This is a genomic window from Neorhizobium sp. S3-V5DH, from assembly GCF_004343065.1.
In the GTDB taxonomy this organism is placed as follows: domain Bacteria; phylum Pseudomonadota; class Alphaproteobacteria; order Rhizobiales; family Rhizobiaceae; genus Neorhizobium; species Neorhizobium huautlense.
In genome coordinates, this window is sequence record NZ_SMCL01000014.1 from 57,357 (window position 1) to 80,687 (window position 23,331).

Annotated in this window: 19 protein-coding genes; 5 read left to right on the forward strand and 14 right to left on the reverse strand. The window is 59.9% G+C overall.

The annotated features are described in order from the left end of the window. Positions 1-56: 56 nt before the first annotated feature. Positions 57-1,382 (reverse strand): FAD-binding oxidoreductase, encoded by a 1,326-nt coding sequence (locus tag EDE09_RS18645; RefSeq protein WP_132412298.1) that lies wholly within the window; start codon positions 1,380-1,382, stop codon positions 57-59. Between the two features lie 245 nt (positions 1,383-1,627). On the opposite strand from EDE09_RS18645, the gene EDE09_RS18650 reads away from it, so the two are divergent. Next, positions 1,628-2,104 carry an Lrp/AsnC family transcriptional regulator gene (locus EDE09_RS18650; RefSeq protein WP_105372329.1) on the forward strand — a complete coding sequence of 159 codons (477 nt, stop codon included), beginning with the start codon at positions 1,628-1,630 and terminating at the stop codon, positions 2,102-2,104. A gap of 41 nt (positions 2,105-2,145) precedes the next feature. On the opposite strand, the gene EDE09_RS18655 is transcribed toward EDE09_RS18650, so the two are convergent. From EDE09_RS18655 to EDE09_RS18685, 7 genes are all read right to left on the reverse strand, one after another. Next, positions 2,146-3,801, reverse strand: coding sequence for an ABC transporter ATP-binding protein (locus EDE09_RS18655; protein ID WP_132412300.1), 1,656 nt, complete (start codon positions 3,799-3,801; stop codon positions 2,146-2,148). Then, the gene (locus EDE09_RS18660; protein WP_105372331.1) at positions 3,802-4,644 is read right to left on the reverse strand and encodes an ABC transporter permease; all 843 of its coding nucleotides are present in this window, start codon (positions 4,642-4,644) and stop codon (positions 3,802-3,804) included. 2 nt (positions 4,645-4,646) lie between these two features. Beyond that, positions 4,647-5,597, reverse strand: coding sequence for an ABC transporter permease (locus tag EDE09_RS18665; RefSeq protein WP_132412302.1), 951 nt, complete (start codon positions 5,595-5,597; stop codon positions 4,647-4,649). A 118-nt stretch (positions 5,598-5,715) separates the two neighbouring features. Next, complete coding sequence (locus EDE09_RS18670; protein WP_105372333.1) at positions 5,716-7,323, reverse strand: ABC transporter substrate-binding protein; 1,608 nt, start codon at positions 7,321-7,323, stop codon at positions 5,716-5,718. A gap of 79 nt (positions 7,324-7,402) precedes the next feature. Beyond that, entirely contained in the window at positions 7,403-8,119 is a 717-nt protein-coding gene (locus EDE09_RS18675) for an HAD-IA family hydrolase (protein WP_165924225.1), read from the reverse strand. Between the two features lie 239 nt (positions 8,120-8,358). Beyond that, positions 8,359-9,735, reverse strand: coding sequence for an aspartate aminotransferase family protein (locus EDE09_RS18680; protein WP_132412305.1), 1,377 nt, complete (start codon positions 9,733-9,735; stop codon positions 8,359-8,361). A 14-nt stretch (positions 9,736-9,749) separates the two neighbouring features. Beyond that, entirely contained in the window at positions 9,750-10,586 is an 837-nt protein-coding gene (locus tag EDE09_RS18685; RefSeq protein WP_132412307.1) for a GNAT family N-acetyltransferase, read from the reverse strand. 325 nt (positions 10,587-10,911) lie between these two features. On the opposite strand from EDE09_RS18685, the gene EDE09_RS18690 reads away from it, so the two are divergent. Beyond that, positions 10,912-11,580, forward strand: a complete 669-nt coding sequence (locus EDE09_RS18690; protein ID WP_132412309.1) for a haloacid dehalogenase type II — start codon at positions 10,912-10,914, stop codon at positions 11,578-11,580. A gap of 17 nt (positions 11,581-11,597) precedes the next feature. Then, a complete protein-coding gene (locus EDE09_RS18695; RefSeq protein ID WP_132412311.1) occupies positions 11,598-12,872 on the forward strand; it encodes an FAD-binding oxidoreductase in 1,275 nt (424 codons plus the stop codon). A gap of 85 nt (positions 12,873-12,957) precedes the next feature. On the opposite strand, the gene EDE09_RS18700 is transcribed toward EDE09_RS18695, so the two are convergent. From EDE09_RS18700 to argE, 6 genes are all read right to left on the reverse strand, one after another. Then, positions 12,958-14,415, reverse strand: a complete 1,458-nt coding sequence (locus EDE09_RS18700; RefSeq protein ID WP_132412313.1) for an NAD-dependent succinate-semialdehyde dehydrogenase — start codon at positions 14,413-14,415, stop codon at positions 12,958-12,960. A gap of 17 nt (positions 14,416-14,432) precedes the next feature. After that, on the reverse strand, positions 14,433-15,473 hold the full coding sequence (locus EDE09_RS18705; RefSeq protein WP_105372430.1) for a tartrate dehydrogenase: 1,041 nt from the start codon (positions 15,471-15,473) through the stop codon (positions 14,433-14,435). Between the two features lie 14 nt (positions 15,474-15,487). Next, the gene (locus tag EDE09_RS18710) at positions 15,488-16,951 is read right to left on the reverse strand and encodes an aldehyde dehydrogenase family protein (protein WP_132412315.1); all 1,464 of its coding nucleotides are present in this window, start codon (positions 16,949-16,951) and stop codon (positions 15,488-15,490) included. Between the two features lie 149 nt (positions 16,952-17,100). Beyond that, positions 17,101-17,457, reverse strand: coding sequence for a cupin domain-containing protein (locus tag EDE09_RS18715; protein ID WP_105372340.1), 357 nt, complete (start codon positions 17,455-17,457; stop codon positions 17,101-17,103). A 59-nt stretch (positions 17,458-17,516) separates the two neighbouring features. Next, the gene (locus tag EDE09_RS18720; protein ID WP_132412317.1) at positions 17,517-18,440 is read right to left on the reverse strand and encodes a glyoxylate/hydroxypyruvate reductase A; all 924 of its coding nucleotides are present in this window, start codon (positions 18,438-18,440) and stop codon (positions 17,517-17,519) included. 22 nt (positions 18,441-18,462) lie between these two features. Further along, positions 18,463-19,599, reverse strand: coding sequence for an acetylornithine deacetylase (argE, locus tag EDE09_RS18725; RefSeq protein ID WP_105372342.1), 1,137 nt, complete (start codon positions 19,597-19,599; stop codon positions 18,463-18,465). A 249-nt stretch (positions 19,600-19,848) separates the two neighbouring features. On the opposite strand from argE, the gene EDE09_RS18730 reads away from it, so the two are divergent. Together EDE09_RS18730 and EDE09_RS18735 are read left to right on the forward strand one after the other, a co-directional pair. Next, positions 19,849-20,748, forward strand: coding sequence for a GNAT family N-acetyltransferase (locus EDE09_RS18730; RefSeq protein WP_132412319.1), 900 nt, complete (start codon positions 19,849-19,851; stop codon positions 20,746-20,748). A gap of 632 nt (positions 20,749-21,380) precedes the next feature. Beyond that, positions 21,381-23,330: a PrkA family serine protein kinase gene (locus tag EDE09_RS18735; protein ID WP_105372344.1), complete on the forward strand. Its 1,950-nt coding sequence runs from the start codon at positions 21,381-21,383 to the stop codon at positions 23,328-23,330. Position 23,331: the final 1 nt, after the last annotated feature.

The following is a 23,331-nucleotide window of genomic DNA, read 5'->3' on the forward strand; positions in this document are numbered from 1 at the left end:
AAATCCTTTGAATGCGTGACTGGGGTTTTAGACACCTTATCGCGCGACGGGACGATTCAGAAGTCGGCGACCTTTCCCCATGACGAGGTTTCAAACCGCTTCGGGTGATAGGGGATCGGATCGACGATCGGGGTGCTGGCGGTAACGATGTCGGCGATGAGGTGACCGGCGCCCGGGCCAATGCCAAAGCCGTGGCCACTGAAACCGGCAGCAAGGATGAAGCCGGGAACGCTTGCCACTTCGCCGATGGCCGGAACGCCGTCTGGTGTGGAATCGATATACCCGGCCCAACTTGCTGTGATGCGCCGCTTGCCGATTGCCGGCAGAAGTTCAACGGCACGGTCATAGGTCAGCTTGATCGTGCCAGCATCAACGGCGGGGTCGAGGATGCGCATATGTTCCATTGGCGTCGGGCGATCGAGCCGCCACCGGGCAAGGCTTTCATGGCCGCTGCGTATGCCTTCGAGCCCGCCTGGAGAAAGGCTGCGCCAACGGCGCATGAACATCGGCAGAAACTGCGTTGCAAAACGCATGTTCTGGGCGGTCACATCGACCCGGCCACGGCCGCTGATGGCAAGCGTATGGCCGCCGTCGCCGCGCCGCGTCACCGAAACACGTGCTGTATGCAGGGCATCCGGCAAATCGCCTTCACCGGGACCGATAGAGAGAATGGAGGAGCGGGTGGACGCCTGGGGAAAACGGATGCCGAGTTGGCGGCAGAAAGAGGACGCCCAAGCGCCGCCCGAAAGGATCCCGATCTTGGTCCTGATCGTACCATGTTCGGTAACGATCGCCGACAGCCTGCCGCTTTCCATTTCGATGCCGCGCGCGGTGCAGTTCTGCAACACGGTTCCGCCAAGCTTCACGACCGCACGGGCGACGGCGGGAGCGGCACTGGTGGGGTCCGCCGTTCCGTCGGTCGGCGAGAAGACGCCACCCTTCCAGATTCGGCGGGTCGCCTTGCCGCGTTCGCTTGCCTCGGCGCTGTCGAGCATATGGGTGGTGACGCCAACCGTTCGGGCAAAATCACGCCAGCGCGCCCAGCCTGCCAGCTCCTCCTCGCTGTCGCTGAGATAAAGCAGGCCGCAACGCCGAAAGCCGGTGTCCTCGCCGCTTTCAGCGGCAAAGCTTTCCCAGAGATCGAGGCTTTTCGTCGCCATTGGGAGTTCGCGCGCGTCGCGGTTCTGCTGACGGCACCAGCCCCAGTTGCGGCTCGATTGCTCGGCGCCGACACGTCCCTTTTCGATCAGCGCGACCTTCAGACCGCGTCTGACGAGATAATAGGCCGTGAAGACGCCGACGATGCCGGCTCCGATGACGACCGCGTCAGCGGAGTGCGGCAATTCGCCATCGGTTTTCATGAACGTGAGCGGTGCTGGCATGACGACCAATCTCCTCGGCGCAACTCGATCGATATCGCAACATAGCGCTGCAGTCTGCGCGGTGGTGACCGCACATTTCAGCCGAACAGCACAAGATTCTGCGCGCCGTTTAGGATGCAGCTTATTGTGCCGATGATCTTTTTGCAGAATGAAATAGACAAGAAAAGCCAAGGTGTTAAAATTGATCCTGGAAATCAGCAGCATAAAATGCTGCGATTGCCGGATAGCGCGAAAGGTGTCCAGACGTGAAGCTCGATCGCATCGACATCAAGATCCTCTACGAATTGCAGAAGAATGGCCGTATCACCAATGTCGAGCTGGCCGAGCTGGTCAACCTGTCGCCGAGCCCCTGCCTGATGCGTGTCAAGAAGCTGCAGCAGGAGGGGTATATCGAGGGGTATTCGGCCCAGATCAACATCGGCAAGCTGGGCCAGACCCTCACCGTTTTTACCGAAGTCACCCTCAAGAACCACCGGCAGATTGATTTTGCGCGCTTTCTTGCGGCGGTGGAACGGGTCGATCAGGTGATCGAATGCCACTTGGTTTCGGGCGGTTACGACTACATGCTCAAATTCGTCACCGCGGGAATTGGCGAATATCAGACGATCATGGAACGCCTGACTGACATGGATATCGGCATCGACAAGTATTTCAGCTTCGTGGTTTTGAAGTCGCCGATCGTCAAGGCGCATATGCCGCTGACCAGCCTGTTCCTGGTCTGACATCTCTTGTCTGGCAGAAACGTGAGGCAGCCCGCATTGCCTCAGCCCCGTACGTAGGTCTTGACCAGTTCGGGATCGCGTTCCAGCCGGTCGAGCCAGCCGGAATCGAGTTTCGGAACGGATGAAAACAGCAGTTTCGAATAGGGATGCTGCGGCACTTTCGAAATTGCCGGCGTGATCTCTTCGATCTTGCGGCCGTTATACATCACGACGATCTCGTCGCAGATTGCTTCCACGACCGACAGATCATGGCTGATGAAGATGTAGGACAGCGAAAGCTCCCGCTGCATTTCCTTCAGGAGATCGATCACGGCAGCCGCCACGACCGTATCAAGGGCAGAGGTGATCTCGTCGCAGACGATCAGTTTCGGCTCGGCGGCGAGGGCGCGGGCAAAGTTGACGCGCTGTTTCTGTCCGCCTGAAAGCTCGGCCGGTGTGCGGCTGCGCAGCGCCTTCGGCAGGCGCACCATATCCATGAGCTGGTCGATCCGCCTGTCGCGCGCCTTGCCTTTCATGCCGTGATAAAACTTCAGCGGCCGTCCGAGGATTTCCTCAATCGACTTTGCCGGATTGAGGGATGTATCAGCATGTTGAAAAACGATCTGTAGCTCGCGCAACTGTTCCCGGCTTCTCTGGCGGGCCGAAGGAGCAAGTTTGCGTCCATCGAGCGTCAGCTGACCGGCAGAGGCCGGCAGTATCCCGGCAATCGAGCGGGCAAGTGTAGACTTGCCGCAGCCGGATTCGCCGATGATTCCGAGATTGCGGCCACGCTCGAGCGAAAGGCTTGCTTCCTGCACCGCCTTCACGAGCGGCAGGCCATCGGCCTGAACCGGGCCGTAACCGGCAATCAGGCCATCGACCTGCAGGAGCGGCTTGCGTTCCAGAGCAGCAACAATGCTTTCGGCCCGCGGTTTTGGTTCGAAGGCCGAGAGCAGCTCACGCGTATAGGGGTGCTTGGCATCGGCCAAGATGTCGTTGGTGCCGGCGACTTCCTGAACCTCACCACCGCGCAAGACGACGATACGATCGGCGATCTGGGCAACGACGGCGAGGTCGTGGGATACGTAGACGCCGGCGATGCCGCTCTTCTTCATTACTGCCTTGAAGGCACGTAGCACTTCGATCTGGGTCGTGACGTCAAGTGCCGTGGTCGGCTCGTCGAAAATGACGAGTTTCGGATCCGAGATCAGCGCCATCGCGGCAGCAAGACGTTGCAGCTGGCCACCGGAAACCTGATGCGGGTAGCGGCTGCCGATCTCGTCCGGATCTGGCAGTGACAGCGCCCTGAACAGCGAGACCGCCTTCTCGCGCGCCTCTGCCGGCGGCATCAGCTGGTGAATGCGGGTGACCTCGATCACCTGCTCGATGATGCGCTTGGAAGGATTGAAGGCGGCTGCCGCCGATTGCGGCACATAGGAGACTTCGAGACCACGGACATTGGCGCGCCGGCGTTCGCTGAGCGCCACCATGTCCTTGCCGGCGACCGTGACACTGCCGCCCGTTATCTTGCAGCCGGGGCGAGCGTAGCCCATGATCGTCAAGGCGATCGTCGTCTTGCCCGATCCGCTTTCGCCGATCAGGGCGACGATTTCGCCCGGCGCGATGTCGATATCGACACCCTTGATAATGTCGATGCTGCGGCCTGAATCGGTCGTTGCCTCCACCTTGAGATTTCGGATTTCGACGAGATTTTTCATTCACGCGCTCCGATCTCTGATCTTCTTGGGCAGATTATCGATCAGCAGGTTGACGCTGATGGTGAGGCTCGCAATGGCGAGTGATGGAACGATGACCGCGGGTGCGCCAAAAGGCAGGCCTCCGATATTTTCGTGAACCAGCGCGCCCCAGTCCGCATAGGGTGGCTGCACACCGAGCCCGAGGAAGGAGAGACCGGAAAGAAGCAGGACGATGAAGACGAAACGGATACCGAAATCGGCCAGAAGCGGGCCGATGATATTCGGCAGGATTTCCGAAAAGACGACATAGGGAATGCCCTCACCCCGGGTACGCGCGACGGTAATATAGTCCATCGTGTTGACGTTGACGGCGAGCGACCGGGCAAAACGATAAGCACCGGGAATATAGATCACGCCCAGCATGATGATCAGCACGGGCAACGACGACCCGACCGCGGCAGCGATCACGAGGCCCGACAGCTTGCTCGGAATAGAATTGAGCGCATCGAGGAAACGGCTCAGTATCGTGTCAAACCAGCCGCCGATCACGGCAGCCGCCATGCCGAATGCCGCACCGGAAAAACAGGCGAGGCAGACGGCGGCAAGCGAGATGCCGACCGTATAGCGGGCGCCCATGATGATGCGGGAAAGCATGTCACGGCCGAGATAGTCGGAGCCGAGCAGGAGCTTGCTGCTCATCGGGCCGAAATAGTCCTCATCGACGATCTCACCCACCGGATAGGGGATGATATGCGGGGCCAGGAAGGCGATGATTGCCCAGAAGAGAATGATGGCAAAACCGATCATTCCGATCCAGCTGAACCGGTATCTGGCACCGCGGGGCATGGTCGTGGATGTGGTCATGATCAGCGCACCCTCGGATTGGCCAGGATTGCGACGACATCGGCAAAGGTGATGAGGGCGAGATAACCGACACAGAAGATGATGGCACACGATTGGATCAGCGGCAGGTCGCGCGTGGAAACACCGTCGACCATCAGCTTGGCAATGCCGGGATAGTTGAAGATCGTCTCAACGATGATGACTCCGCCGACGAGATAGGAGAGTGAGAGCGCGATTGCATTGGCGATCGGGCCGACCGCGTTCGGAAGGGCGTGAATCAGGACAGCGCGCCGGCGCGACGCGCCCTTGAGGATAGCGGCCTCGACATAGGGTGTTTTGATCGTATCGATGACCGCAGCGCGGGTCATGCGGATCATTTGGGCTGAAACGACGAAGGTCAGCGTGATGACCGGCATGGCGTAGATCTTCAACACTTGCCAGAAGGAGGCCACATCGGTTGCGAAGGAGAGGGCCGGCAGCCATTTCAGATAGACGGAAAACAGAAGCACTGCCGAGGTCGCGATCATGAATTCCGGCACCGAGATGACGCCGATCGTCAGAATCGTAACAACGCGATCGTACACAGAACCGCGGAACATGGCCGCCGTAATGCCGAGCGTCAGGGATAGGGGGACGGCAAACAGCGTGACGATTCCGGCAAGGCGCATCGTGTTGACGAAACGCGCGCCGATCAGCTCCGCCACCGGGACATTGTTGACATAGGAGGTTCCGAAATCGCCCTGCAGCAGGCCAAAGAGCCAGCGCGCGAAACGGAAAAAGGCGGGCTCATCCAGGTGCATGGCGGCTCTGAGACCGGCAACGGCTTCAGGCGTCGCAGCCTGGCCGAGCAGGATCGTTGCAGTATCGCCCGGCAGCATGGCCGTAGCGAAAAAGACCGCGAAGGAGACGATCAGCAGAGTAAGGGCGGCGCTGCCGAGCCTGTTGGTGATGAGTCCGAGGACATAGGTGCTCAATGGAGTTTCCCTGTCTGAAAGTTCAAGAATGCCAGCGCCCTTTCCGCACGAACCGGTATGGCGTCGTCAGGCGCAGTCTTGGCGGCAAGGGAACGTCCCCTGCCGCCAGGCATCAGCCTCAGGCGTCGAGCCAGACGTATTCGGCGAAGGCATAACCCATCATGCCGCCGAGCGGATTGGCCTCAAGACCCTTCAGTTTTGCCGATATCGCATCCACGTTCGAGATATAGACCGGGATGACGGTGCCGGCTTCTTCGGAAATCATCACCTGCATCTGGTTGTAGATCTCCTTGCGCTTGTTCTCGTCGAGAAGGCCGCGTGCCTCGACCAGCATCTTATCGAATTTTTCCGACTTGTACTGGCTTTCGTTCCACGGTGCGTTGGACGCGTAGAGGAGCGAGAAAAGGATGTCCGGCGTCGGACGCGGGTTGATGTTGCCGAAGTGAACCGGCGCCTTCAGCCAGTAGTTCGACCAGTAGCCATCGGACGGTACGCGCTGGACGTCGAACTTCATGCCGATCTCGGAACCGGACTGCTGGACGATGGTCGCCATTTCCACAGCCGAGGTCGGGGCCTCCGAAGTGATCATCGGAATTGATTGGCCGATGAGGCCTGCCTTTTGGAAATGGAACTTTGCCTTGTCCGGATCGTAGCCCTTAGGCTTCAGGTCGGCATTGTGATAGTGGCTGGCCGGAGAAACCGGCTGGTCGTTTGCGATTTCGGCAAGGCCGCGCAAGACCGACTTCTGGATCTGCTGGCGGTTGATCAGGTATTTCATGCCGGTAACGAAGTCGGCCTTGTCGCCCGGCGCAAGGTCGAGACGGATGTTGAGGTCGGTATAGTTGCCCGACGTGGTCTGCGACAGGGCAAAGCCCGGTTGGCTTTCGACGAGCTTCATCGAGCGCGGCTTGATCGATGCAGCAAGATGGATGTCACCGGAGAGCAGTGCGTTGACGCGGGCATTATCGTCGCTGATGGCAAAGAACTCGAACGAGTCCACATGCGCGCCGCCCTTGAAGTAATTCGGGTTCTTGGTGAAGATCGACTTCACGCCCGGCTGGAAGGTTTCCATCTTGAAGGCACCGGTGCCGATACCCCTTGAAAAGTCCGTCGTGCCGTCCTGGACGATCATGAAATGATGCTGCGACAGGATGGTCGGCAGGTCGGCATTCGGGTTGGCGAGCGTGATCTCGACTGTCAGGGAATCGAGATCCTTGACCTCGGTGATCTGCTTGGCAATTGCGTTAACCTTGGAGCCGACGGCCGGATCGAGATGCCGCTTCAGTGAGAAGACGACGTCCTTGGCCGTCAGCTGCTTGCCGTCGTGGAAGGTGACGCCGGAGCGCAGCTTGACGGTCCAGACCTTGGCATCGCCGCTCTTGACACTTTCGGCAAGTTCCATCTGCACTGTGCCGGCCTGATCAAGAAAGGTCAGGCGGTTGTAGAGGGCGCAGCAACGGACATAATCGGTCGATAACGACGCCTTGGCCGGGTCGAGCGTGTCGGCTGTCGAAGACGACCAGCCGGCCGCCTTGAGATTTCCGCCGGATTTCGGGGTTGCAGCCACCGCGTTCGAGGCGCGGCCGAGGACGAGGCTGCCCATGGAAGCCGCGACACCGCCTGCCAACATCATCGTCAACAGTTCACGGCGGCTTGCACCCCGGCGAATGGCATTCTCGATCATAGCGTCGTCCGACGCGGTCCAGTTCGTGATCTTGTTGTTCATGTCATTCCCCTTTTCTGCTGGTTGGCGGGCAACCCATCTTCAGTGGTTTGGCCCGATGGCTTGAAAGTCTTGAATTCGTTCAGTTCCCGCGGGCAGTCCTCACAGCTTCGGCGAGGCCGGCCATGGAGGTGAAGTGATAGTCGGGCTTGGTGAACTGCGCCGGTTCGATCGTGCCGCCATAGCCCTTCTGCGCGTGGCGGCGCTCGATCCAGCAATTGGTCATGCCGAGTTCGCGGGAAACACCGATGTCGTGATACTGGCTCTGGGCGACATGCAGGACATCGGTCTTGTCACCGCCGTCCTTGGCAACGAAGTCAAACACCTGGCGGAAGAAGGCCGGATTGGGCTTTTCTGTGCCGGTATCATCGGCCGTAAAAGCGGCATAAAACGGATTGCCGAGCGCTGCCGAAAAATAGTCGAAAGCCCAGAGGCGCGCATTCGTCATCGCGATCAGGCGGTAGTTTTTTGCAAGTTCGGCCATGGCGGCCGCACTGTCCGGGAACGCCTTCCAGGCCTTGGCCGATTCCTTGAGGCGAATGCCATTGGCTTCTTCCCCCGGCAGGCCGAGCTTCGGCGCAATCGCGAGATAGACACGCACCAGATCGTCGGGGAAAAGGTCGGCCTTTTCGGAATAACGGGCGGCGCGATAGAGGGAAAGCGCCTCTTCGCTGTCGATCGTCACACTCGCTTCAGCGGCGATCGCCTGCAGGCACGTCGTGAGTCCACCTTCGAAATCGATCAGCGTGCCGACCACGTCGAAGCTCATGTACTTGAATTCGGGTAGAGATTTCGTCAATTCCATATCCCCAGTTGATATCGCCATGCGACTCCATGGAGCGCGAGCGAAAGAATATGCTGTTCCGGACCCTGGTTTCTTTTATCAAGAATCCCGTTTTTTCGGGCTTTAAGGTCTTATTAGAGAGAATACTGACAGTTCGACGGAACGGTTTTCGCCGAATCGGGTGGGTGGACCGGCACAAAATTCCGAAATCGGGCAGCCGGCGGTATTTCGGCCAGCAGCACGGGGGCAGGAATTCAGGCCTTCACCGCCTTGCGGACATCTGAATCTTCCAGCGTCTGGTCCAGCGTCTTCCTCGTTCGCTCTATGATTGCGTCGATATCGGCTTCCGTGCAGCAGAGTGGTGGCGCGTAACCGAGGATACCGTTGGCGAAGGCACGGATGATCAGACCATTGTTCCAGGCACGGTCGAAGACCCGGCGGGCTGGTGCGGCTTCGGCCGGAAGCGGCGTCTTGGCGGCCTTGTCGGTCACAAGTTCGACTGCCGCCAACATGCCGCGACCGCGCACCTCGCCGACAAGAGGGTGGTCCTTCAGGCTTTCGAGACCGGCCATTAGCCGCGCTCCGGCCTTGACGCCGTTTTCCAGCAATCCGCCCTCGTAAAGCTTCAAAACTTCCAGACCGACGGCTGCGCTGACCGGATGAGCCGAATAAGTGTAGCCGTGGCCGACCGCCGAAGCGCCGGCGCCATTGGCGATCACCTGGTAGACATGGTCGGCCATGAACACGGCGCCCATCGGCACATAACCCGAGGTCAGGCCCTTGGCCGTCGTCATGAAATCAGGAACAACGTCGTCTTCGGTGCAGGCAAATAGTGGCCCGGTGCGGCCGAATCCGGTGATCACTTCGTCAGCCACGAACAGGATGCCATATTCCGTGCAGAGATTGCGGATGGCCTTCATCCAGCCCTTGGGCGGGACGATGACGCCGCCGGATCCCTGGATAGGCTCCATGTAGAAGGCGGCGATACGATCTGCGCCGACCTCTTCGATTTTAGCCTTCAGTGCAGCAAGCGAAACATTGATGATCGTCTGCGGATCCTGGCCGACCGGGTTTCGGTAAGGGTAGGGTGACGGAATCTTGTGCTGCCAGTCGAAGGGAATGCCGAAGCCGGCATGGAAATTCGGCAGGGCGGTCAGGCCTGCACCGACGGTCGACGAACCGTGATACCCCTGTTCGACCGAAATGAACTGATCGCGTTGCGGCTGACCTTTTGCAAACCAATAGTAGCGGATGAAACGGACCGTGCTGTCGACGGCATCCGAGCCGCCGAGCGTGAAGTAGACGTGGTCCAGATCGCCCGGCGCCCGTTCTGCAAGTTCTGCCGCAAGCCGGATGGCTGATTGTGAACCCATACCGAAATAGGCGGTCGCATAGGGAAGCTCGCGCATCTGACGCGCCGCAGCTTCGACAATGGAATCGTGACCGTAACCCGCATTGACGCACCAGAGGCCGGCAAAACCGTCGACCAGCTGGCGCCCCTGCGCGTCGGTGACGGTTGCGCCCTTAGCGGAGGTCAAAACCCGCACGCCTTGCTGTTCATGGCCGCGAAATGACGAGACGGGATGAACCAGATGGGCGCGATCGAGTTCGATAAGCGAATTGCTGAGCATTGATGTTCTCCGGATCAGCCGAAGGCCTGGTTGGCCAGTGCGAAAGTGGTGAAGGTCGAGGTCCTTGGGCGTGCTGCAGCAGGACGCGCCATGGCGACGCCGCCGCCGACATGAGCGAGCGAATGTTCTGAAAGCCAGGAGGCAAGGTCGGCATTGCTGGTGTCGACCCTGAGAAACGCGCCGGTCCTGCTGCTCATGAAATGTGCGACGAGGGCTTTCGCATCCTCGAGAGTGGTGGCAACGATAGGCCCCACGACCTGACCGCGGCCGAAGGTTCGGATGCAGCCAAAGCCCCAGATCCTGCTGTCGCGGCGAATGACGGCAAACTCGCCGATCTCGGCAAGCTTCGTCATCAGTGAGGAACGGTCTGCTCCGAAGGCATCCCGATCCATGGTCCTTATCGCAAGCAGGTCGGCTGCTGTTGCCGCCTCAGTCTCAGCCGGTGCCGAAACTTGGCCCACGGCCCCCTGATGCTGGAATACCTGCCCGGTCTCGCGAAATCCGATTTTCTCGTAGAGCGGCAGGCCGTCCGCCGTGGCGATAAGTCGAAGAGCTCGCTCACCTCCGAGGTTCACCGCCTCGTCCATCAGCCGCCGCCCAACACCGCGGCCGCGCAGGCTGGCGTCGACGATGACCATATTGATCGTAGCGTAGTCTTTTCCATAGGGGGTCATCAAGGCGGTGCCAACGACCTTGCCGGTATCGTCAACAGCCACGACACCTTGACTCAGATGCTGCGCAACCTGCCAATCCTCGATCCGATGCGGCCAACCCGCTTGCTGCGACAACTGCACCGCGCCATCCACGTGTTCCACTTCAAAAGCTCTGGTTTCGATCGCACCGGCCTGCATGGAAGATATTCTCCGTTTCCGCTTCAAGTTTCGAGGCGAAGAGGCCGGACGTTTATCCGAAGGCGGTGTCGGCGGCGGTATCTTTCGCCAAAGCATCAGGGCGGGACCGCATCTTATGCCGTGCGATGGCCGGCAAGGCAGGAACACCTCCCTCAGACGGCCATAGGAAACGGCGTGATACGCAAACAAATGCCAAACGAGCGCCGTGATACGGAACTTTCTGCTTCGGATTTCGGCAAATCAGTCGGCGATGATGCCGGAGGCGGTCTTATGATCGTGTCATCAAAGGAAAGGCTCGAGGGCCCATCACGCAAGGACGAAGCGCATGACGACATTCCGCCCGAAATATATCACCTTCGATTGCCACGGCACGCTTATCAACTTCCAGATGGCCGAAGCTGCCCGCGATCTTTACGGTGACCGTCTCGCAGAGCCGGCCATGCAGAAGTTCATCAAGAATTTTGCCGCCTATCGGCTGGACGAGATCATGGGTGACTGGAAACCCTATGCGGACGTCGTCTACAACTCGCTGGAGCGCAGCTGCAAGGCAAACGGCGTTTCCTTCAAGGACGAGGACGCCAAGATGGTCTATGAGCGTGTACCGACCTGGGGTCCGCATGCCGATGTTCCGGCAGGTCTCGCCAAAGTAGCCAAGGAAATCCCGCTCGTCATCCTGTCGAACGCCATGGACGACCAGATCCCGTCCAACGTCGCCAGGCTCGGCGCACCTTTTCACGCCGTTTATACTGCGCAGCAGGCCAATGCCTACAAGCCGCGCTTCCAGGCCTTCGAATACATGTTCGACATGCTTGGCTGTGGCCCCGAAGATATCCTTCATTGCTCCTCGTCCTTCCGTTACGATCTGATGTCTGCGCACGATCTCGGGATCAAGAACAAGGTCTGGGTCAACCGCGGCCATGAGCCGGCCAACCCTTTCTATGGTTATACTGAAATCCCCGACATTTCCGGCCTGCCAGGCGTGGTCGGCCTCTAACGGAAAGGCGAGAGCCGATGAAATACGTCTCCTATTGGCATGATACGGCGCCTCGTTTTGTAGGCGCCGTGGAGGGCCCGATCGAAGGTCACTACGATGTTGCCGTGGTCGGCGGCGGCTTCACCGGGCTTGGCGCAGCAAGGCAGCTCGCCATGGCCGGCGCCAAGGTCATCGTGCTGGAGGCGGAAACGGTGGGTTACGGCGCCTCCGGCCGCAACGGTGGTCATCTGAACAATGGTCTCGCCCACAGCTACCTCTCGGCCAAGCAGGAGCTTGGCAAGGAGCGGGCGATCGCCCTCTACAAGGCGCTGGACGCTTCCATTGACACGCTGGAAGCGATCATCGCCGAGGAAGGCATCGACTGCAATTTCCGCCGTGCCGGCAAGCTGAAACTTGCCTCCAAGCCCCAGCATTTCGAGGGGCTTGCGAAGAATTTTGCAGCAGTTCATGCGGAAGTCGATCCGGATACGGCCTTGCTGTCGCCCGACGACTTGAAAAGCGAGATCGGCTCGCCTTTCCACGGCGCCATGCTGTCCAAAAAGAGCGCCATGATGCATATGGGGCGTTATGTCGTCGGCCTCGCGGAAGCTGCAAAGCGTCGCGGTGCCCTCATTGTCGAGAAGGCAACCGTCACCGATATTTCGAAGTCGGGCGGCCGCAATGTGCTCAAGACGGCCAACGGAATTGTCACTGCCGACAGCGTACTGATGGCGAGTGGCGCCTATACGACGCCGAATTTCGGCTATTTCCGCCGCCGCATCATGGCCGTTGGCAGTTTCATCATTGCCACTCGGCCGCTGACCGATCAGGAAATCGCCGCGACGATGCCGGGCAACCGGACCTGCGTCAACAGCATGAATATCGGCAACTACTGGCGTCTTTCGCCGGATAACCGGCTGATTTTCGGTGGTCGGGCACGCTTCTCGGCAACGTCGGACCAGCGTTCGGACGCAAGGAGCGGCGCCATCCTGCGTGAAAGCCTGACCCGGATCTTCCCGCAGCTTGCCCATGTCGAAATCGACTACTGCTGGGGTGGTCTGGTGGATATCACCAAGGACCGTTATCCGCGTGCAGGTTTCCACGACGGCCTATGGTACGCGATGGGATATTCCGGTCATGGTGCCCAGCTGTCCACTCATCTCGGAATGACGATCGCCGATGCGATCCTCGGCCGGCCGGACAGAAATCCGGTCAAGGGGCTGGAATGGCCGGCAGTCCCCGGCCATTTTGGCAAGCCATGGTTCCTGCCTTTCGTCGGCATGTATTACAAGATGCTGGACAAGATCCAGTAAGACGTCTCCTTCTAAGCATCGGAAAAAGGGTGGGCTGTAATCGCAGGCCACCCTTTTTGCTGGCTTTGAGATCAGGCAGGCAGGCTCAGTTGAGCCCGCCCATATGGAAGGTCTTTACTTCCAGATACTCGTCGATCCCGAGCTGCGAGCCTTCTCGGCCGAGACCGGATTGCTTGACACCACCAAACGGAGCGACCTCGGTCGAGATGAGGCCGGTATTCAGTCCGACCATGCCGAATTCCAGCGCCTCGCCGACCCGCCATGCGCGCTTTAGGTTTTCCGTGTAAAAATAGGCGGCGAGGCCGAACGGCGTACCGTTGGCGATCGCGATCGCTTCTTCCTCGGTTTCGAAGCGGAAGAGGGGGGCGACGGGACCGAATGTCTCTTCGCTTGCAAGCTGCATGTCGGTGGTGGCGCCGGTCAGAACCACCGGAGCCGTGTACTGCCTGCCCGCCGGCAGGTTCGCCTTTGCCGTCACGATCTTGGCGCCCTTGGCAAGTGCGTCCTCGACATGGCGGTTGATCTTGGCGATCGCCGCACCGTTGATCATCGGGCCGATCGACACGCCTGCCTCCGTGCCAGGGCCGACCTTCATCGCATCGACCTGTGCCGTCAGCTTCTCGGCAAACCGATCGTAAATGCCGGACTGCACCAGGATGCGGTTGGCGCAGACGCAAGTCTGGCCGCCATTGCGGAATTTCGAGATGATCGCGCCTTCAACGGCGAGATCGAGATCCGCATCATCGAAGACGATGAAGGGTGCATTGCCGCCGAGTTCGAGCGAGAGCCGCTTGATGCTGTCGGCAGCCCCGCGCATCAGAAGCGAACCGACGGGAGTCGAGCCGGTGAACGAGATTTTGCGCACCGTCGTGTTGGCCATGATTTCGTTGCCGATCTCCGTCGGCATGCCGGTGACGATATTGATGACACCCGCTGGAATACCCGCCATTTCGGCAAGGACGCCGAGCGCCAGCGCCGAATAGGGCGTGAATTCTGAAGGCTTTACCACAACCGTGCAGCCGGCCGCGAGTGCCGGCGCGATCTTGCGGGTAATCATCGCATTCGGAAAATTCCAGGGCGTGATGATACCACAAACACCGACCGGTTCCTTCAACACGATGATGCGGCGATCTCGCGTCGGAGAGGGGATGGTCGAACCGCCGATGCGCCGCACCTCTTCGGCGAACCATTTCACGAAGGATGCGCCATAGCGGATCTCGCCGCGCGCCTCGTCTAGTGGCTTGCCCTGCTCGGTGGTCAGGATCAGTGCCAGATCCTCAAGATGCTCGTGCATCAGGGCGTACCAGGTTTCCAGCAGCGTGGCGCGCTCGGCATGGGTCTTTTTCTTCCACGCCGGATAGGCCTTGTTTGCAGCTTCAATCGCTGCACGGGTCTCGTCGCCGCCCATGTCCGGAACGGTGCCGATCACGGCCTGGCTTGCCGGATCGAAAACATCGACTGTCTTACCGGAGCCTGCGGCGACCCAACTGCCGCCGATCAGGCCTTGTTGGCGAAACAGGGAGGGGCGTTTCAAATTCTGCATGAATCCGGTCCTTGGGTTCAGAGTGCAGCGAGCAGTGCTGCGGTAATGGTGTCCGTCTTGTGCTTGCCCGGGACCGTGCCGATACCGCTTGCGGTAACCGTCTCGATCGCCTTCATGACGGCCGCCGCTGCGTCCTTTTCGCCGAGATGCTCGAGCATCATGGCGCCGGACCAGACGGTGGCGATCGGGTTGGCGATACCGAGATGGGCAATATCCGGCGCCGAGCCATGTACCGGCTCGAACATCGACGGCGCATTTCGCTCCGGATTGATATTGGCCGAGGCGGCAAAACCCAGGCCGCCCTGGATGGCAGCGCCGAGATCGGTCAGGATATCGCCGAACAGGTTTGAGGCGACCACGACGTCCAGCATCTCGGGCGCCATCACCATCCGCGCCGCCATGGCGTCGATATGGTAGCTCGTCACCTCCACATCCGGATATTCGGCCGAAAGCTGTTTCGTCACATCATCCCAGAAGACCATCGAATATTTCTGGGCGTTTGACTTGGTGACTGAAGCAAGCTTCTTGCGCCGTCCGCGCGCCTGTTCGAAGGCGAAGCGAAGGATGCGCTCGACGCCCTTGCGGGTGAAGATCGAGGTTTCGACAGCGACTTCGTCCGCCGTGCCCTGATGGATGCGGCCGCCGGCGCCGGAATACTCACCCTCGGTGTTTTCGCGGATGCAGAGAATATCGAAGGCTGTCGCCTTCAGCGGGCCCTCGACGCCGGCGAGCAGCCGGTGCGGGCGGATATTGGCATATTGCACGAAACTCTTGCGGATCGGTAGAAGGAGGCCATGCAGCGAGACTGAATCCGGCACTTCGGCCGGCCAGCCGACCGCGCCGAGGAGGATGGCGTCGAAGCCGCGCAGCGTCTCGATGCCATCGGCCGGCATCATCGCGCCGGTTTCCTTGTAGAAGGCGCAGGACCAAGGGAAATCCGCGCCCTCGAGACCAAAGCCGTGAGGACCGGCCGCCTTTTGCAGCACAAGCCATGCAGCGGCAACCATGTCACGGCCGATGCCGTCGCCGGGGATCAGGGCAACCTTGTATGTTGTCATGTTCATAAAAATCCTCAGAGGCTGATAAGGACGCTCTTGCTCTTGCGATTGGCTTGGAAAGCTTCCCGGCCGAGATCCTTGCCGATGCCGGACTGCTTGTAGCCGCCGGTCGGCAGGATGTGGTCACGAGAGCGACCGTAGCGGTTGACCCAGATTGTGCCGGCCTGCAGCCGGCGGGTGAGGCGGATGGCGCGCGAAAGATCGTTGGTAAAGAGGCCCGCCGCCAGCCCGTAGCTGGGATGATCGGCCAGGCTCATGGCCTCCTCTTCATCCTCGAAGGTTTGTAGCGTCAGTACAGGTCCAAAAATCTCCTCGACGATGGCAGGCGAGTTCTGGTCGATGCCGGCCACCAACGTCGGCGCGTAGAAGTATCCCGGCATGTCCATGGAGCGTCCACCGGTCAGGCATTCCGCACCCTCAGAGACCGAGGCTGCGATGATGTCGTCGATACGCTGGCGCTGTTTTTCCGAAATGATCGGGGAATACTGGCTTGCCGCATCCCAGGTCGGGCCGGGAAGGATGGCTGCCATCCTCTTGCGGATTGCGTCGATCAGCATCGGGGCGATGCCCTTTTCGACGATCAGGCGCGAGCCGGCGACGCAGGCCTGGCCCGCATTGCTGGTGATGCTCGCCGTCACCGCTGCTGCCGCCTTGTCAATATCGGCATCCGCGAAGACCAACTGCGGGCTCTTGCCGCCGAGCTCCAGCGTCATCGGCTTAATGCCGTTGCGGGCGATGTTTTCCATGATCGCGGAGCCGGCACGGGTGGAGCCGGTAAAGCTCACCTTGGCGATGTCGGGATGGCCGGTGATCGCGCTGCCGGTCGTCATGCCGTCGCCGAGCACGATGTTGATCAGACCGGCCGGTATGCCCGCCTGGACTGCAAGCTTCGCCAGCCGAATGGTCGAGAACGGAGTCAATTCAGACGGTTTCAGCACAACCGCATTGCCGGCCGCAAGCGCCGGGCCGAGTTTCCATGCAGCCATGTTGAGGGGAAAATTCCAGGGCGTGATCGCGCCGACGACACCATAGGGCTCGGTCATGATCATGCCGAGATTACCGTCGTCGGTCGGCACGAGATCGCTGCCTTCCTTGTCGGCGAATTCGGCGAAGAAGCGGATCTGTTCGGCCGAGATGCCAATGTCGCCGTCGACCAGATGGCCGACCGGCCGGGTCGAGGAGAGGGCTTCGAGCTTTGCCAGTTCAACGGCGTTCTTCTCGATGAGATCCGCCCAGCGATGCAGCGCCTTCAGGCGTTCACGCGGACGGATTCCGCTCCAGTTGCTGTCCTTCAGGGCCTTTTTTGCTGTCTGCACTGCCTGATCGACAAGATCGGCGCTGGCGACCGGACAATCGGCATAGGCTTTGCCGTCCGAAGGGCGGCGCATGGCAATCACGCCTTCGGCTGCCACCAAGCGATCGCCGATGAAATGTCCCATCGGTAGGGCGATGCTGTCAGGATCGAAACTCAGGCTCATCGGCTTACCTCCGGTCACTTGGCGATAATTCTACAGGATCAACTGCATGGCTTGATCCGGTAGACGAAAGGGGTACGGCGCAATCATCCGTTTTGACACCGCTTCACGGTGTATTCTGCGGCCACGCCGATCCGCCAAAGGGTCGCGTCTCACGGCGTGACGACGATGTAGATCTTGCGGACGGTCTCGATCGTCTTCCAGACGCCGACGAAGCCGGGTTTCATGACAAAGCTGTCGCCCGCCTTGTAGATCACGGGCTTGCCATCCTTCGGCGTGATTTCCACGACGCCGGAAATGATATGGCAATACTCGAAGGTTTCGCCCTTGATCGAATGCGTCAGGCCGGGCGTGGCTTCCCATATGCCGGTTCGGACAAGTTCGCCATGGGACGTATCCTGCGCCCAGGTCTTGAATTCCGGATTTCCGGAAATCAGCCGCTCCGCCGTCGGCTTGTCCTCGCGCGGTGCGAATGAAGGATAGGTCTCGATGGTCTTGAGAAGCGACATGGCTGTTCCTTTTGTGCAGGGACTTCTGTTTCGGGGTTGTCGGGGGGGGGGTGGAGGCTTCAATAGCCACGCTGGCGATCGACCAGGCCCATGGGGTCGAGTCCGCAACGCAGCAGCTTGATATTGTTGGCAACCGCGAGTGCGGCCGTCTGGGGTTGGGTGACGCTGGCGGTATAGGGCGTGATGATGATCCGCTCATGCTTCCAAAGCGGATGCCCGGCCGGCAGAGGCTGTGGATCGGTGACGTCGATCACCGCACCGGAAAGGTGGCCGCTGTTGAGGGCCGAGATAAGCGCCTCGTGGTCCAGATGCTGCCCGCGGCCAACCTGCACCAGAGCTGCCCCTTGGGGCAGTTGGTGGAAGACTTCAGCATTGAGGAAACCGCGGGTCTCGTCGGTAAGGGGAAGGAGACATATCAGGATGTCTGTCTCCGAAAGCATGGCTTTCAAGCCGGATTCGCCATGGAAACAGTGCACGCCCTCGATCTCGCGAGCCGAACGGCTCCATCCCGAAAGCGGAAAGCCGAAGGGCTGCAGCCGAACGAAGGACGCCTGGGCGAGACTGCCTAGGCCTAAAATGCCGATACGGCGATCGGCGGCCTGCACCGGCGGCAAGGAGTTCCAAAATTCCGACTGCTTCTGGCGGATATAGGTCGGCCAGTTGCGGTGCAACGCAAGCACCGCAAGCGTCACATATTCCTGCATCATACGGATAATGCCGTCCTCGATCATCCGGACGATCTTCAAGTGATCCGGAATCTTTGCTGCCTGAAATTGGTCGACGCCGGCGCCGATTGAAAAAACGACTTCGAGATTGCGATAGCGCGACAGGTCCGTGGGCACGGTCCAGGTGATGATGTAGCGGACCGCATCGGGATCGACGCTGGCTGCATCCATCGAGAATGGCAGATCTGGCAATTCACGGGCGAGGATGTCGCGAAAGACCTGGCCGCGAGCGGCATCGGAGTTGAAGAGAAATGTCATGATTGGCTATGTCTCTCGCTCGTCAGGTTTCGGCCCGGCATCTGTCACCCAGCGCCTCGATCATCGCTTGGCAGGCAGCAAGCTCGCTCGCCGCGATGAATTCATTGGGTTTATGGGCACGCCCGATATCGCCGGGTCCGCATATGATCGCATCGATACCTGCGCGCTGGTAAAGGCCGGCTTCCGTTCCGTAGCTGACCGCGGCAAGCGGCTCGATCCCGGTGAGGTCCCTCAGCAGATCGGCGAGATGAGCGGTCGGTGAAAGCCTCAGCGCTGGATAACTGCTGAGGAGCTGCCAATCGACGCCGAACCCCTTCTGCTCCAATGCTTCGGCTGCTGTCCGGACAGGCGCGAGAAGCGCCTGGGGATCTGCTGACGAGATGGCACGTGCCTCCAGCTCCATCGTGCAGAGCTCGGGAATGATGTTAACCGCCTGACCGCCGCTGATCGTGCCGATCGAGAGTGAGGAATAGGGGGGGTCGAATTCGGTCTCGAACGGTCCATGCGACAGCTCAAGGGAAGCTGCGACAGCGGCCTGCTGCACCTCAGTCATGGCGTGGACGGCGTTGAGGCCGAGATCCGGCCGCGAGGAATGACCGGATCGGCCCTTCAGCGTCAGGCGCGCTGCCGCTTTACCCTTGTGGGCAAGAATGGCCCGCATACCGCTCGGCTCGCCAATGATTGCGCCGAGCGGCGGAGCGCAGAGATCGGGCAAGTGGGCGAGGAGGTGTGGAACCCCGCGACATCCGGCTTCCTCGTCATAGGAGAAGGCGAGGTGGATGGGCCGGGACAAAGGGCGTGAAAGCAGCGCAGGCACGGCAGCGAGAGCCGCCGCCAGAAACCCCTTCATGTCGCTTGTACCACGGCCATAGAGCTTGTCGCCTTCCGCGCTTGCCACGAAGGGATCGCTATTCCAGCCCGCCTCGGCTGCCGGTACGACATCCGTATGGCCGGAAAGGATATAGCCGGCCTTGTCGGCCGGGCCGATCGTCGCGAAGAGATTTGCCCTGTCGCCTTCCGGTCCGGGAAGGACATGCGCCGAGATGCCGAGAGACTTCAGATAGGCGACAACCCATTCGACGATGTCGCCATTGGGCATGCCGACGACCGACCGAAAGCCGACCAGCTTCTCTAATATGTCCACGGCGCGCGTCGTCATACTTCCTGCCTCTGAAAATCGTCATTACACATGTGTCCATCCGTTCCTGCGGAACATGCGAACCAATTCTGACGATCAAGGTTAGAGGCATGGAACACCAATGGCTGCCGAAAGTCGGTGTGATGCGGTCAAATCTTGTGTTCAACCTTGCTTTGGCAGTGAAATGTTTCGCGCGATGTCCATTAACATAACCGCGGGACAACGAGCGGCTCGCCCGGGAAGAGGGTATGCCATCCGGCTGGATGAATGATGGATAGCGAATTACTCAGAACCCTTAATGTCGACAATTTCGAGATGCGCTTCGCCGACGTCGCGAATGTCGAACTTTCGCAACTTCACGCATTGTCGATTTCGGTAGGCTGGCCGCATCGCGCCGCGGACTGGCAGCATCTTCTCGACATCGGAAAAGGCTTTGTCGCACTCGACGAGATAGGCCGTGTCGGCGCGTCCGCCATGTGGTTTCCCCATGGTCCAAGTTTCGCGACCTTCGGCATGTTGATTACGTCTCCGAGGCTGCAAGCAAGGGGCGCGGCCAAATGGCTGATGCAGCGCATCATGGCGGATTGTGGCCATGACTGCATCCGCCTCAACTCGACGCGCGAGGCCAGGCGCCTCTATTTCTCGCTGGGCTTCAAACCAAAGCGTACAGTCTATCAGTGTCAGGGGACTGCCGTGACGCCTGCGGCACCACCGCCGCTGGAGGAGGGTACTGTGCTGCGACGGTTGGACCCCAGCGATCTGGATACCCTCATTGCCTTGGATGCACCGGCCTTCGGCATCGATCGCCGGGCGCATCTGCTGCGGCTGTTCGGAAGTTCAGTCTGTTATGGCCTTTATAACGGCGACGTGCTACGCGCCTATTCCATGCGTCGCCGCTTCGGAAAGGGATTTGTCGTCGGTCCGGTTATTGCGCGCAACGACGAGGACGCGATCAGGGTCACCCATCCCCATGTCGCGGCGCATATCGATGGCTTCCTACGACTCGACACGCATTTCGAGGCAGGGCCGTTCGCCAGTTTCATCCAGCAGTCTGGGCTTGCCGTTTTCGATACTGTAACGACGATGGTGAAGCAGGAAGGTGCCAGCTACGGGACTGGAGAGGATGGCGATGCCGTCGTCTACGGCATGGTTTCACAGTCTCTCGGCTGACCGGCCAGCGCTGATCCCAGCGACCAGCATCTCATAGACCTCAGGAGCCACGGCCTTGTCGCAATAGAAATAGGGGCTGCGGAGCATCTGTGAAACACAAAACCGAACTGCAAGGATTCTCGTTCGGATTCAGGCGAGCAATAAAACGGTCTAAACGGATTTCCGGACGCCCTTGGCGATGGAAGAGGTTGGCCGGACGTGATAGCCTGCTCGTGCCGCGCGAGACGGTGCGCGGTTTGATGTCTGATGCTGGAGTGTGGTTGTCGTGCAAACAACGGCGGACTGTGTCAGCCCAGAAGAATAGTGTCGGCAACTAACGACAGTCGTGACAGCAGGCCCCGAGCACTATTCACAAGCGGTTCTTTCGCTACGGCTTGGTTTGCCTCACGATAACTTATCTGGTTCGCAGAAGCAGGCACAAGTTTACGACCGTCGAGCTACCGACTGAAAACGACCTGGAACTGGCGCAGCGGAAGCGCGATAGTAAGGAGAGAAATCCGACCGAAATATCGTGGGCACATAATTTGATATCTTTTATGAAGTCGGCGGGAACAAAGCTCGTGTTTTTTTCGTATATTACTTTACAGGCCGCCAGCTGATGCGGCTGGGTCCGGCGACTGTGGGAGGGTTCCATGCGAACCGACGGCAGTGACGTTTTCGATCTCTTTTCAAAAGCCTACGCTAGTGAAGCGCGCGAGACGCTGAGCCTACAGGAATACCTGCTTGGCTGCCGCGACAATGCGAGCATGTATGCGACCGCGCCGGAGCGCATGATCGCGGCCATCGGCGAGGCCAAGCTCGTCGATACCAGCACGGACGAGCGCCTGGGGCGTATCTTCGCCAACCGCACGATCAAGCTCTACCCCTCCTTCTCCGACTTCTTCGGCATGGAAGATACGATCGAGCGCATAGTCGGCTATTTCCGTTATGCCGCGCAGGGACTGGAGGAACGCAAGCAGATCCTCTATCTGCTCGGCCCCGTCGGCGGCGGCAAGTCGTCGCTTGCCGAGCGGTTGAAGAAGCTGATGGAAGAGCAGCCGATCTACACGCTCGCCATCGACGGCAAGATCAGCCCCGTCTTCGAATCCCCCTTAGGCCTGTTCAGCCGCGAACGCATGGGCGACCTTCTGGAAGAGAAATACGGCATCGCCAAGCGGCGTCTTACCGGTCTCATTTCGCCTTGGGCTACCAAGCGCCTCGACGAGATCGGCGGCGATATCTCGAAGTTCAGCGTCGTCAAGCTGATGCCGTCGCGCCTGCGCCAGATCGCCATCGCCAAGACCGAGCCGGGCGACGAGAACAACCAGGACGTCTCCGCCCTGGTCGGCAAGGTCGATATCCGCCAGCTCGAAAATTTCAGCCAGGCCGACCCCGATGCCTATTCCTACAGCGGCGGCCTCAACCGCACGACGCAGGGGCTCCTGGAATTCGTCGAAATGTTCAAGGCGCCGATCAAGGTGCTGCACCCGCTTCTGACGGCTACGCAGGAAGGCAGTTACAACGGCACGGAAAACTTCGGCGCCTTCCCCTATCAGGGCATCGTGCTGGCGCATTCCAACGAGTCGGAATGGCTGCAGTTCAAGCACAACAAGAACAACGAGGCCTTCCTCGACCGTATCCTCGTGGTCAAGGTGCCTTATTGCCTGCGCGTCACCGAGGAGCGGCTCATCTATGAGAAGCTTTTGCGCGAGAGCGAGCTATCCGACAGCCCCTGCGCGCCGGAAGTGCTGGAAAACCTCAGCCGCTTCACCGTCGCCACACGCCTGACACCGCACGAGAATTCGCCGACCTATACCAAGATGCGGGTCTATGACGGCGAGAACCTGAAGGACACCGATCCCAAGGCGAAGTCTCTGCAGGAATACCGCGATGCCGGCGGCGTCGATGAGGGCATGAACGGTATCAGCACGCGCTTTGCCTTCAAGGTCCTGTCGGAAACCTTCAACTACGATACCAAGGAGGTGGCGGCCGATCCGGTCCACCTCATGTATATCCTCGAACAGGCCATCCGCCGCGAGCAGTTCCCGAAGGAGGTCGAGGCGAATTATCTCGACTTCATCCGCTCGGAAATCGCCGCCCGTTATGCGGAGTTCATCGGCCATGAGATTCAGAAGGCCTATCTGGAATCCTACAGCGAATACGGTCAGAATCTGTTTGATCGCTACATCGCTTATGCGGATGCCTGGTTGGAGGACCAGGATTTCAAGGACCCGGACACCGGCCAGATCCTCAACCGAGACATTCTCAACAGCGAGCTTTCGCAGATCGAAAAGCCGGCGGGCATTGCCAATCCCAAGGATTTCCGCAACGAGGTGGTCAAATTCACTCTGCGCGCCCGCGCCCGGAACGGCGGGCGAAACCCCGCCTGGACGAGCTACGAGAAGCTGCGCGAGGTCATCGAGAAGCGGATGTTCGGTCAGGTCGAAGACCTCCTGCCGGTCATCAGCTTCGGTTCGAAGAAGGACAGTGCCACCGAAAAGCAGCACGCCGATTTCGTCGAGCGCATGACCGCGCGGGGCTATACCGTGCGGCAGGTCCGGCGGCTCGTTGACTGGTACATGCGTGTCAACAAGGCTGGCTGAC